Here is a 13,456-nt window from a genome sequence, read left to right as displayed (position 1 = left end):
AGGCTTTTTAATGAAAAAACGTTTGGTGGTCATTGGCAACGGAATGGCGGGAATGCGCACCGTAGAAGAAGTACTCGAAGCCAATCCAAACGCCTACAACATCACTGTGTTTGGTGCTGAGCCTTACGGCAATTACAACCGCATCATGCTATCTCCTGTACTCAGCGGCGAGAAAACCGTTGAAGACATCATGATCAACGATCGTCAGTGGTATAAAGACAATGACATCACACTTCATGCAGGCGAATCCAAAGCTGTTGTCGCAATTGACCGCAAACATAAAATTGTCACCACCCAAGACGGTACTGAAGCCCCTTACGACAAATTATTAATAGCAACGGGATCAAACCCCTTTGTACTGCCAGTCCCAGGCCACGAGCTCGACGGCGTTATTTCTTTTCGTGGTATTTTCGACGTGAACACCATGTTGCAATACACCAAAACACATCGACACGCGGTTGTCTTAGGCGGCGGTTTGTTGGGGCTCGAAGCCGCTAATGGCTTACGCCAGCGAGGCATGCACGTTACGGTATTGCATAATAGCGATATCCTTTTGAACCGCCAACTCGATCGCACCGCAGCGGTCATGCTGCAAGATGAGCTGGAAGGCCGAGGAATTCATTTCAAAATGCAAGCAAAAACCGAATCTCTTGAGGGCAATGAGCACGGCCATGTTCGAGCGGTAAAATTTGCTGATGGCACTGAATTGCCCTGCGATCTATTTGTGATGGCCATTGGAGTGCGGCCAAATCAAACCTTGGCTCAATCTGCTGGGCTACATTGCGAGCGCGGCATCGTGGTCAACGACACCTTACAAACCTTTGATCCAAGTATTTATGCTGTTGGCGAGTGCGTGCAGCATCGAGGGCAAACCTTTGGTCTGGTTGCGCCGGTTTTCGACCAAGCAAAAGTATGCGCCAATCATCTATGCCAACACGGTGTTGCCGAATATAAAACACTCCCCTCTGCCACTAAACTAAAAGTATCTGGCATTCACTTGTTCTCAGTGGGCGAATTCAACGGTGATGATGACTGCCAATTTCAGCATTTCCATGACCCTAAGTTGCAGGTCTATAAGCGACTTGTATTTAGAGGCCAACGATTAGTTGGCGCAGTTGTGTATGGCAATACAATTGACGGCGGCTGGTATCAACAATTAGTTGAGCAAGAAACCAACGTGAGCCATTTCAGGACAGTGATGATTTTTGGCCAAGCATATGCAAATGCAGTGACCGAGCAACTTACGGAATCCAATGTATCAACAACGTCTCAAATGGAGGTTGCTTAATGTCTGAATCAACACAGCCTTCATGTAAAACGATTAAAACAACATGCGCATACTGCGGTGTGGGATGTGGCATTAACGCCACTGTGAATACCGACACCCGCGAAGTCACCGTGAAAGGGAATGAAGATCACCCTGCGAATTTCGGACGCTTGTGTTCAAAAGGCTCATCCTTGGGTGAGACTGTGGGCTTGTCCACACGACTGTTAGATCCACAGATAAATGGACGCCAAGCAAGCTGGGATGAAGCTCTTGATGAAGTGGCGCACAAATTCAAAACGATTATCGACAAGCACGGCCCTGAAGCTGTTGCAATCTATGGTAGCGGACAACTATTAACCGAAGATTATTATGTCGCCAACAAGCTCATGAAGGGATTTATTGGCTCTGGCAACATCGATACCAACAGCCGTTTGTGCATGTCGTCTGCGGTAAGTGGCCACAAACGAGCTTTCGGCTCCGACACCGTTCCAAACAGCTATGAAGATCTAGAACAAGCCGACCTCATTATTATTACCGGTTCTAATATGGCTTGGTGTCACCCAGTTACTTTTCAACGCATTCGCGCTGCTAGAGAACGTAATCCAAACATGAAAATTGTGGTGATTGATCCTCGCCGCACCGACACCTGTGATATTGCCGACCTTCATTTGCCATTGGCAAGTGGCACCGATGTATTGTTGTTTAATGGCCTTCTTAAATTTTTAGTGGATGGTCAGTACATCGATCAGAACTATGTTGAAAGCTACACTCAAGGTTTTGAGGAAGCCGTTGCCGCGGCGCAAGATGACTGCCCCTATTTAGGAACCATTGCCAATCGTTGTGAACTGAATGAAAAAGATCTGCTGACATTTTATAACTGGTTCGCTGAAACCGAAAAAACGGTTACGGCGTACAGCCAAGGTGTAAATCAGTCATCGACCGGAACCGACAAAGTAAATGCCATTTTAAACTGCCACTTGGTGACCGGAAAAATAGGTAAAATCGGCAGCGGTCCATTGTCGATGACAGGTCAACCGAATGCGATGGGCGGCCGAGAAGTCGGAGGCTTAGCCACCACTCTTGCGGCTCACATGGATTTCCACATTGAAGGCGATGCAGATCGAGTAGCCCGTTTCTGGAAGACCGACCGAATGTCCAAAGGCGTGGGTTTGCCAGCGGTGGACCTGTTTAACGCAGTGTACGACGGCAAAGTAAAAGCCGTTTGGGTCATTGCAACCAACCCAGCGGTAAGTCTGCCTAACGCTAATAAAGTGAAAGAGGCGCTTAAACGCTGTGAATTTTTAGTGGTCAGTGATTGCGTTACCAATACAGATACACTTGATTTAGCACACGTGAAACTCCCGGCAGCAGGCTGGAGCGAAAAAGACGGTATGGTGACCAACACTGAACGCTGTATTTCTCACCAGCGAGCACTATTCCCACTTGCAGGCAATAGCAAGCCTGATTGGTGGATTATTTCTGAAGTTGCAAAGCGTTTAGGTTTTGAGGATGCCTTCAATTATTCGCATCAAGTTGAAATATTTAGAGAACATGCAGCTCTTTCAGGATTTGAAAACAGCAGTGATCAGCGGCTTCGAGATTTCGATATTTCACTACTGGCTGATATTTCAGAAGAACAATACAACAACTTTGAGCCCACCCAATGGCCCATTACCAAAGAGTACCCCAAAGGAAAAGCGCGATTCTTTGCTGAAGGAGAGTTTTACACGCCAAACCGCAAAGCAAATCTTGTTGCATTGAAATACAAAGCACCTGCTAATCAGCCGTCCAAAGAGTTTCCTTTAGTATTGAATACTGGACGCCTTCGCGATCAGTGGCACACCATGACCCGGACTGCTTTGGCGCCGCGACTGAACTTACATCGGCCTGAGCCTTTTGTAGATATTCATCCTGATGATGGCCACAAATTCAAGCTCACCGATGGCGATATTGCGAAATTGAGTAGCCAATGGGGCGACATGTTTGCACGCGTTAATTTCACTGCATCTCAAGCTGTAGGTGATGTGTTTGTCCCCATGCACTGGACTCAACAATTCGCAAATCACGGACGAATGGGGACGCTGGTTAACCCGATTGTCGATCCGTTTTCTGGTCAACCTGAAAGTAAGCACACTCCTATAACCATCGCTCCGTTCGGTGCAGATTGGCACGGCTTTGTTCTGTCTCGTCATTCTCTACCGCTGTCAGGTTTAGACTACCAAGTGACGGTTAACTGTGAGGGTTACAAGCGTTATGAGCTCGCTCATACTGAAACCATCGATAACTGGCAGCAATGGAGTGAAGATTGGATAGGCAAACAGTACGATGCGATCAACTGGCAACATTTTGATGACTCGCACCAGGGAATTTTCCGAGCTGCGGGTTATCTAGACGGTCAATTACAATTTGTCGTGTGTATTGCTCGGTCACCAGAAAGTGCTCTTCTTCCAGAGCGAGCGTTTTTGAGCAGTTTATTCGCCAAAGCAGAACTGACGGATATAGAACGACTCGCATTGTTAAGTGGCCTGCCCACAGCGGGTACTGAAGATGTAGGCACGCAAATCTGTGCGTGCTTCAATGTGGGTGAAAAGACCATTCGCAAGGCCATTAAAGACAATAATTTGTCAACCTATCAGCAAGTTGGACAATGTTGCAAAGCGGGCACTAACTGCGGCTCATGTGTTCCTGAGATTAAAGGAATCCTTGCCTCTGTGATTGCCACAGCACCGGCATAAAATGCCAGCGTCAGATTGAAGGCTCTCATACTGAGTGTGAACGGCCTTCAATCAATCTAAAGCCTTGGCTTACCGAGCCCGCCACTCATATCAAAAACAGAGCTAAAACTAGCGTCAAATCGGCATCTTAGTTTGATGTAATCCCTATCAAACACAAGGAAATTAAGTACTATAGAATCCTCAACATTTAGTGATGCTAGCAAATTGGACTTGTAATTATGGGCAACGCAATCAGAATTTTTGACTTTCTCAAGCCTCCCTCCTCGCGTTCGCCTTTGTTCGTCACGGCCATAAAGGCCAGCATACTCACGGTTATCTTTTTGGTGATTGGAATCATCCAAGATCAGCTTATTATTGCCAGTTCAATGTCGATGGGGGTCAATGCTGCAGCATTAGCCGATCACCCTTCACAATATCACTATCGTTTGCGCTCATTGCTTACCCTCGTTGTGTGCTACACACCCGCTTCGTTATTTGTGGTGTATTCATACGACATCCCTTGGCTGTTTTTGCTCGGGTTGTGCGCCAGTACGTTTTGCTTATCAATGGCTTCTTCTTTGGGCCCAAGGTTTGGAAAAATCAGTTTTGGCGCGTTAACTATTGCCGTTTTTACCATGCTGAGTTATCCGCATTACCAAGACACATTATTGCTTCCAGCGAGCTTGATGTTCGGTGCGCTCACCTATTTTGTAGTATCGACATTAGTTCATTGGTTCATGCCAAATTTCGATTTAGAGCACGATAACCAAAAGCTATTTTCAACTCTGGCCAAATATCAGCTGTTCAAAGCTCGCTTTTTTGACAATAACAGTGACCCCGAGGAAGTTCGCCTACACCTTGCCAAATTAGGAGCTCAAGCATCTTCAGCGCTAGCAGATGTTCGACAACAGTTAATTATTCGCCAACAGCAAAATAAACACGCGAATCATAAATCTGGCTATTTGGCCCAATTCTTTAAGGCTCAAGTATTGCTAGAACGGCTAAGTTCATCGCACATTTTATATCAAGATTTAAGGGTTGAGCTGGCCGATACGTCTTTACCTGCCCGAATTCAGCGAGTCATGGTAGGCCTTTCAAAACGTATGCTCCGGCAACCGCGGTATCGTCGAGTTGAAAATTATGAAATCGACGATCAGGTCAAATCAGAGCTTGCTGAGTTAGTACAGTCAACCAAGCGACTCGCTGAACGTAATGTGTTCAGCGCACAATGCGCGAGTCAGCTCAGCTTTTTGCTTGAAAATCTCAACAAAATTGCTGAAATTACAGAAAAAGAATTACCGTTCCCAAGCTCCGATTTTCTGTTCACCGAACAGCGCAGATACAGCTGGAACTACTATTGGAGACTTTTCACAACGCCTAAAACACCGTTATTTAGGCATGCTGCTCGGCTCACCGCATGTATGTTTTGTGGCTATATGGTGATCATGTCACTGCCGCCCGACAGTCAAAATTATTGGATTCTGCTGACTATCTTGTTCATCACTAAGCCGACCTTCTCTGAAACGAAACAACGGTTATTGCAGCGCGTAGTGGGAACTGTATTGGGCATTGGTGTTGCTACCGGTTTGTACTTGTTAAATCTACCTGTGTTCACGCTAATCGTCATTGCTGGCATGGCCAAATTCGCCTTTTTCTGGTATTTGCAGCAAGGCTATAGTATAGCGGTTGCTTGTGTGTCAGTTTACGTTGCCATTATCTTGCAATTTTACGGCCTGAATGCCGAAGCACTGTTTGTAAAACGAGTGGTGATCACTTTATTTGCCGCCGGCATGGTATTTCTTGCATTGAGATTTTTGTGGCCAAACTGGCTCAAGCAGCGCTCAAAAGGTGCCATTTCAAATAGCCTGAAACAACTTCGCCTTTACCAAGAACTAGTCTTTCAGCAATACTTACAGCAAACCAGAGTGGAAGACGAGGCATACCGATTGGGCCGCTTTCATGCGCACGTTGGGGAAGCGACTCTGGTGGAACATTGGCAAGCGCTCTTGGCGGAGCCACGTTCAAAAAGATCTGAGTCAGAAATGCTCTACCGTCTGACCGGCCGATTGCATTCTTACCTCAGCCACCTTTCGGCATTAGCATCGCATAGAGGCCGTATTAAAGCCGTCAGTGCTTTACCTCTGATCGATAGTATTGGCTCACAATTGAACACCCAATTATCTCAACTTGAAACTTACTTAAGCGCTGAAGGCGAAGTCGATATTCCCGGTGCACAGCCCCAGCTTTCTGAGCAGCTTTCGACACTCACCACAACCTTGCAAGGAGATGATTTGCTGGTGACGTTTCAGCTACTTCGCCTCAACGAAAATATTCAGCAGATCCGAGCACTCATCGTGGCAAAGTCACATAGACCGAATATTCAGGGAACTCCGCTTTAAACGACTAAAACCTGATTAACCATATTGGGTGAAAGGAGCCATGTTGGAACACCAGCGAACCAACACGGCTTTTGTCTAACGCCTTTAAGCGTTGGAGTAAAGTGAGGATACGTATTGGAACATACGTCTAAACTGGGTTTTGAAATCGTCCAGTATTAAGTATAAGCAAGGCACCATAAATAAAGTAATGACAGTCGCAAACAAGATTCCAAAAGCCAGCGACACCGCCATTGGAATCACAATTTGAGCTTGTAGACTTTTTTCCAACACAATTGGGGCCAAACCAAAGAATGTAGTCAGAGAAGTTAATACAATCGCTCTAAAACGTTGCCCGCCGGCACTTACAGCCGCATCATAAATTCGAACGCCTTCATTGCGAGCTCGATTGACAAAGTCCACCAAGATTAGGCTGTCGTTAACCACCACTCCGGCTAACGCCACGATGCCACATAACGAAAGAACGCTTACCGACAAGCCTAAGATCCAATGCCCAACAATGGCGCCAATCATGCCAAATGGGATCACTGACATCACAATTAACGGCTGAGAGTAAGATTTAAGCGGAATCGCGATCAGCCCAAAAATCACAATTAAGGCTACGCCAAATGCTTTTGCTAAGCTCACCAGTGCTTTTTGTTCTTCTAAACTTGCGCCTTCAAGTGCATAACTTACATCAGGATAACGTGCTAACAATTCTTGGATGAAATTGTCTTCAATATCAGCTCTAATTTTGTCGGATTCCGCTACCGCTTTATCCACAGCAGCAGTGACATCAATTGCGCGGCTGCCATTAATACGAGTAATTGACGAATAGCCATCTGAAATTTCAAAGGTAGCCACGCTGCTAAAAGGTACTTCTTTGCCAGATTCGGTGCGCACTCGCATGTTTTCGAGGTAGCCAATAGAGCTTCGCTCACGCTTGGTATAACGCACCATCACTTTTACTTCTTCATCGCCGCGCTGAATGCGTTGCGCTTCGGCACCATAAAATCCAAAACGAACTTGTTGGGCAAGATCAAACAACGACAAGCCTAGCGCCTCTGCTTCGGGTTTAATACTCAAGGTAATCTCTTGCGCACCACCTGAATAGCTATCTTTGACATTGTAAACGCCACCATAACTCACCAACTTAGCTTTTAGCTCAGCAGAGGCAGCTTGCAAGCTTTGCATGTTCTTACCGGTCAACTGAAAGCCCAAATCTGCACCAACTCCTGGGTTGGTCGAACCTTGAAAATCAAGTACTCGCACGCCGGCAATTTCGGGAGTTGCTTCGCGCCAAAAATTGACGATCTCAAAGCCATCAACATCACGATTTTCATTCTTAAGTAGCTCGACGACCATACGCCCGCTCAAACTTCCTTCCATCCACGTATTGCTGTGTTTCACCACGCGGTAGCCATGCTCTTCAAACAGCTCTTGATCCATTTCATAAAGGGAATTTTCAATCGTTTCAAGCGCTCGAATAGTGGCCGTGTCAGCACTGCCTTCAATCATGTCAACGCTGACCATGATGAAATCACTCGGAATGTTGGGGAAGAACTCCCATCGCACCTTGCCACTGCCCAACAGGGCAACCGATAAAATCAGCATGCCAATAAAACTGGACAAGGTGACATAGCGGTATTTCAAGCAAACTAACAGCGCTGGTTGATATTGATTGGCAATAAACAACGACATGCCTTTGGCAAAAAATGCTTGAAGACGATAAAACGGATTTCGGCTGCTGCTGTCAATTTTCTTCACCTTCATGTGGCGAAGATGCGCCGGCAATATCAGTTTTGATTCAATCAAAGAAAACACCAAGCACACAATGACGACAATACCGATGGTTTTCCAAATCACACCGAAGGGACCAGGCACCATTAACATGGGCCAGAACGCTGCGATGGTGGTCAGAACACCGAAGGTTGCTGGCATAGCAACCTTTTTTGCGCCACGAATAATGTTCTCCAGTGTATGCCCTTTTTTTTCGGCCTCCGCCCAGGAACTCTCGCCGATAATGATGGCATCATCCACCACAATCCCAAGCACTAATATGAAGCCAAACAAGCTGATCATATTAATGGAGACGTCTATCGGTGGCGTGGGCATCACAATGAAGGTACCTAAGAAACAAATGGGTAAACCCAGCATCACCCAAAACGCCAAACTAAGCCGCAAAAACAATGACAGTACCAAAAACACCAACAGGCCGCCGTAGATCATGTTACGCGTCATCAGATCTAAACGGTCTTGCAAGTAGAACGAGTTATCGGCCCACTCGGACAATATGACGCCTTCAGGCAAGCTTGCCTGCTTTTCTTTCGCGTAAGCTTTTACGTCGGCTGCAATTTCGAGCACGCTCTGGTTACCTACGGCTGAAATTTGAATGGCGATGCTTGGGTTTCGGTCAAAGTGTGAATAATTGAGTTCTTCCACAAAACCGTCATTTATCGAGGCCACATCGCCAACATATAAACGCGTTCCGTCAGGCCTAGTTCTTAAGATGATTTTCTCGAAGTCGGCCCCCGTATAAGCCTGCCCTTTGGTACGAAGTAATAAGCTTCCTGCATCGGATTTGATCGAACCTCCAGGTAAATCAATGGAGCTACGACGCACTGCCGACACCACTTCATTAAAAGTTACGCCATACTTTTGCAATTGTGACTCTGAAACCTCAATCGCAACCTCATCATCTCGTGCACCAAAGATCTTGGCTGATGAAACCGTCGGTAAATTTGCAACTTCGTCGCGTACTTCATGAGTAATCGCTTTCATGCTGGCTTCATCAATGGCGCCATTAATCGATAGCCACAATACTTGGCTAGTCGGTTTTACGCGTGAAATGATGGGTTTTTCAGCGTTCTCAGGGAAGCTGATAATGGCGTCAACATTGACTTTTACTTCGTCGAGCACTTCTTGCACGCTGAAGTCATCTTGGACTTCAACGTCAACTGTGCCAAGCCCCTCGTAGGCGATCGATGTGACTTTTTTAATACCATTAATGTCAGAGAGTGACTCTTCAATTTTGGCGTTAATCCCTTCTTCCACTTCCAGTGGAGCAGCTCCGGGGTAAAGCACACGCACACTAATAATATTGAACTCAATATTGGGGAAGACTTGCTTACGAATGCTCGAAAGTGACATCAACCCGGCAATAATAATGAGCAACATGAGTAAATTGGCAGCTACAGGGTTATATGCAAACCATGCAATTAAGCCCTTGGATCGCGTTTGCGAAGACTCATCCATTGAGTTTACTCCTGCACTAATTGAGCGGATTGTTCGGTACTCTCAGCAGTACGAACAACAGAACCTGCCGGCAACCCCGATACAGGCGTGAGTGACACTTTTTCACCGTCTTCTAGACCAGAGCGAATATACACATGCTCTTGTTCAGAACGTTCTATTTCAACCGTACGAAATTCAATGATGTTATCAGCGTTCACCACCACAACTTGCTGCCCAGTGCGCACCACGCTGCGAGGCACTCGAATCATATTGCGCTCGGTTGCACCCACAATTTGGGCACTGACAAAGCGTCCAAATTTAAGCGGCAATAATGAATCGTTTTTCCCATCACGCTGATACGGATCTGCAACCTGAACCACAGCGTATATGAATCGCGACGACTCATCGATAATGCCTTCAGAGCGCACTAATTTAGCAGGCCATTGAATAGTTTTATCACCAATGACACTGCTAAGCTGAATACTTGATGGTGTGCCGTCGGATGGCAGCTCTAAATAGGTCGATTCTGTGTCAGTAATGGGCAGACGAACTTCGGCTATCTCTGTACCATAAAGCTCAGCAATCACTGATGCCTTGTTTAAAAACTCTCCCATTTCCACCTGTTTTTTACTAATGATTGCATCATAGGGCGCAACAATGTGTGTGCGCTTCAAATTGCGCTTGGCTTGGTCAAGCTGTGCTTGTGCATAACTGAGGTTGGCAAGCTCCTTAGCCAGTTGCGGCTTGCGCAAGCCAAGCTCTGGAATTTCTTCAGTTTTATATTGGCGCCAATCTTCTTCTGCAACCCGTGCTCGGGCTTTTTCTTCTTCAAGAGATGCTCTTGCGCCATACAGCGTTGCTTCTGCCGCTTTCACTTCAGTTTTAAAGTCGGAGTCATCGATTTGGAGCAGCAAGTCACCTTTGCGAACAAACCCGCCCACGACAAAGTTTTCAGAAACACTCACTACTTTACCGCTAACTTCGTTAACTAAGTCACCACGAAGTTTCGGTTGAACTGTACCTTGGGAGGAAATTTTGTAACGCACATTACTGCGCTCAGCGGTCATGACCTTAACCAACATGGGTAGTCGCTCTTCAGCTTCCTGTTGAGGCGGTTCCGCTCCGGACAGGAGTATAAATGCAAGCATGAATACCACTGATAAAATAACAATCGGCAAGCCGGCCTTAATCCACATGTTATTCATACTTCAATCTTCTCCTTGATCTTACTTCAAAAAGTCGCATAACTGACCGACATGGCGGATGATTCCTGATGCGACTGAACTGTCTCTGATGATATAGAATATTGATTCTATGTGATTAAGCACATTACATGAATAGCAACCAAACCTTAACTGTCCATATCATAATCATCTGCAATATCGATAAAAATACGGCTGCCGATGCCATGTCTTTGGCACGCCCACTGAGTTTATGAAAGTCAGTGGAAACCCTGTCTGTCAATGCTTCGATGGCAGAATTCAGAAGTTCAACAATTACCACGATTAAAACACTGCCGAGTAATATCGCAATTTCGGTAAAACTGTCGCCTAACCAAAACGCCAGCGGAGCCATCACCAACAGTAGTAGCACTTCTTGTCTGAATGCGGCCTCGTGCTTCCACGCTGCCCTAAATCCTTTATATGAATACTTTGTCGCCGCCAAAATACGGGCAATACCTGTTTTTTTATTCATCATCCATTCCAAATTAAAAAACGTTGTAAATGTCTAAACAACTCATCACATTGCTTTAATTAATAGAGCCAAACCGACCGCAATAGTGACGCACTCAAACGCGCGCTTGATCATTTTATTGCCTTTCTTAATGCTCAAATGTGCGCCTAGATACCCCCCCAACAGCGACCCAATTAATAAAGCGGGTAGCCAGCTCCAATGCACTTGTCCTATCACGCCCAATAAGCCTGCACCACTACCGTTCCAAACAATTCCGACCCATACTAAGGTGTGCGCCACCGCGCGTTGATAATCGAGTTTGAGATGTGTCACCAACCATAATGTGACAAATAAACCTGTACCAGACGTGAGTGAGCCATTAAGAATACCAATCAAAAATAGTCCAATTCCGGCGGTGACATATTGTTTTCGGCTCATGTCTCTAAAATAGTGATATGTGCCTAAGTTTGGTTTGAGAAATGAATAGATGCCAAGACTGATGGTAAGAACGCCCAAAGAAATTTGAGCTAAGCGCTCTGGCACACTTAAAATGCCCCATGCGCCAATCAATACGCCAGGCACGCCAGACACCACCATTAACACCGACAACTTAAGATGCAGGTTTCTTTCCTTATAGTGTCGGAATGCAGCTCCCACCCCAAGCGCAACCGATGCAACCTTGTGCGTTGCCAAAGCCACTGCGAAGGGTAAACCCAAAAAAATTAGCGCTGGGAATTGAAGTAAACCTGCCCCTCCCCCTGAAAATGCAGAAAACGTATTAGCAATCAAAGAAATAAGAAAAAGTTCAATCTGTTCAAACATGTGACATCGCGGCTTGAGGTACGTGAAACAACACTTATAATTAGCATCGCTCTATTTTATATCTGTTCATAACATAACGATATAACAAAGTTGACTTTCAAGTGATCGCCATAAGCTCATATGCTAGCGACACTCCTGTAACCATGGATCAAGGACCTGGCCATGAAAGTATATGAAGATAATTCTGCCGCTATCGGCAACACGCCTCTTGTTAAATTGAACCGTGTCGTCGAAGGCGGCAATGTTTACGCTAAAGTTGAAGCTCGCAACCCAAGCTTTTCTGTGAAATGCCGTATTGGCGCCAACATGATCTGGGATGCAGAAAAACGTGGCGTATTAACGGCCGACAAAGTCTTAATTGAGCCAACCAGTGGTAACACGGGTATCGCATTGGCTTTTGTTGCTGCTGCTCGCGGTTACAAAATCATTTTAACCATGCCAAATACAATGAGCTTGGAGCGTCGTAAATTGCTTAAAGCTTTAGGTGCTGAGCTTGAACTCACAGACGGCGCTAAAGGCATGAAAGGCGCAATTGCGAAAGCCGAAGAGATTCGCGACAGCAACCCAAGCAAGTACGTTTTGCTTCAGCAATTCGATAACCCTGCCAACCCTGAGATCCACGTTAAAACAACGGGTCCAGAAATTTGGGAAGACACAGACGGTGAAGTTGATGTTTTCATCGCAGGTGTTGGTACCGGCGGCACGATTACCGGTGTTAGCCGTTACATTAAAGAAGTGAAAGGCAAGCAAATCTTGTCTGTCGCTGTAGAACCCGTTGAATCTCCAGTGATTGCGCAAGCAAAAGCAGGTGAAGATTTGACACCTGGTCCTCATAAGATTCAAGGGATTGGTGCTGGCTTCATTCCCGGCAATCTCGACTTAGATTTGGTTGACCGCGTAGAGCAAGTCACCAGTGAAGACGCGATTGCAATGGCTCAAGAGCTGATGCAAAAAGAAGGGATCCTGGCTGGGATTAGCTCAGGTGCAGCAGTTGTTGCAGCACAGCGCTTATCTGCAGAATTCCCTGAAAAGAAAATTGTGGTCATTCTGCCAAGTGCCGCTGAGCGTTATTTATCAAGTGCCTTGTTTGCAGGCATCTTTACTGAACAAGAAAACGTTCAGTAGTTAAAACTGATTGATTAAAAAAGCGACGGTTCTGCCGTCGCTTTTTTTGTTTTTCGGGGCGTAGCGAATTTTTATGCGATAAAGTGAATAAAAAGTCACTTTTTCATCTTACTAGTGGTTGCGCGGCCACCAATTTTGGTGCAAAGTTGCCAGTTCATTTTATGTTTGTTGGACGCTGTTCTAGCGGGCTTTGAAAGCCAGAGGTTCAAGCTCCGATTTCCAAGCAGCAAGTTTTCAATTAAGGA

8 protein-coding genes are annotated in these 13,456 nt (G+C 46.0%); 4 read left to right on the top strand and 4 right to left on the bottom strand.

From position 1 onward, the window contains the following. Positions 1-10 precede the first annotated feature (10 nt). The 3 genes from NAF29_RS06435 (at position 11) to NAF29_RS06425 (ending at position 6,380) form a co-directional block, all read left to right on the top strand. A complete protein-coding gene (locus tag NAF29_RS06435) occupies positions 11-1,288 on the top strand; it encodes an NAD(P)/FAD-dependent oxidoreductase (RefSeq protein WP_251260664.1) in 1,278 nt (425 codons plus the stop codon). Beyond that, entirely contained in the window at positions 1,288-4,002 is a 2,715-nt protein-coding gene (locus tag NAF29_RS06430) for a nitrate reductase (RefSeq protein ID WP_251260663.1), read from the top strand. The genes NAF29_RS06435 and NAF29_RS06430 overlap by 1 nt, the downstream gene beginning before the upstream one ends. A 218-nt stretch (positions 4,003-4,220) precedes the next feature. Beyond that, positions 4,221-6,380, top strand: a complete 2,160-nt coding sequence (locus NAF29_RS06425; protein WP_251260662.1) for an FUSC family protein — start codon at positions 4,221-4,223, stop codon at positions 6,378-6,380. Positions 6,381-6,464: 84 nt separating this feature from the next. On the opposite strand, the gene NAF29_RS06420 is transcribed toward NAF29_RS06425, so the two are convergent. From NAF29_RS06420 to NAF29_RS06405, 4 genes are all read right to left on the bottom strand, one after another. After that, positions 6,465-9,611 (bottom strand): efflux RND transporter permease subunit, encoded by a 3,147-nt coding sequence (locus NAF29_RS06420; protein WP_251260661.1) that lies wholly within the window; start codon positions 9,609-9,611, stop codon positions 6,465-6,467. Positions 9,612-9,616: 5 nt separating this feature from the next. After that, the gene (locus tag NAF29_RS06415; RefSeq protein ID WP_251260660.1) at positions 9,617-10,795 is read right to left on the bottom strand and encodes an efflux RND transporter periplasmic adaptor subunit; all 1,179 of its coding nucleotides are present in this window, start codon (positions 10,793-10,795) and stop codon (positions 9,617-9,619) included. Positions 10,796-10,919: 124 nt separating this feature from the next. Next, positions 10,920-11,288, bottom strand: coding sequence for a diacylglycerol kinase (locus tag NAF29_RS06410; RefSeq protein WP_251260659.1), 369 nt, complete (start codon positions 11,286-11,288; stop codon positions 10,920-10,922). A 42-nt stretch (positions 11,289-11,330) separates the two neighbouring features. Further along, positions 11,331-12,086, bottom strand: a complete 756-nt coding sequence (locus NAF29_RS06405) for a sulfite exporter TauE/SafE family protein (RefSeq protein ID WP_251260658.1) — start codon at positions 12,084-12,086, stop codon at positions 11,331-11,333. A 162-nt stretch (positions 12,087-12,248) separates the two neighbouring features. Here NAF29_RS06405 and cysK point away from each other — a divergent pair, with 162 nt between their 5' ends. Further along, the gene (cysK, locus tag NAF29_RS06400; RefSeq protein ID WP_251260657.1) at positions 12,249-13,211 is read left to right on the top strand and encodes a cysteine synthase A; all 963 of its coding nucleotides are present in this window, start codon (positions 12,249-12,251) and stop codon (positions 13,209-13,211) included. The last annotated feature ends 245 nt before the right edge of the window (positions 13,212-13,456 follow it).

This window comes from Echinimonas agarilytica, from assembly GCF_023703465.1.
Lineage (GTDB): Bacteria > Pseudomonadota > Gammaproteobacteria > Enterobacterales > Neiellaceae > Echinimonas > Echinimonas agarilytica.
This window is presented reverse-complemented; position numbering and strand designations above follow the sequence as displayed.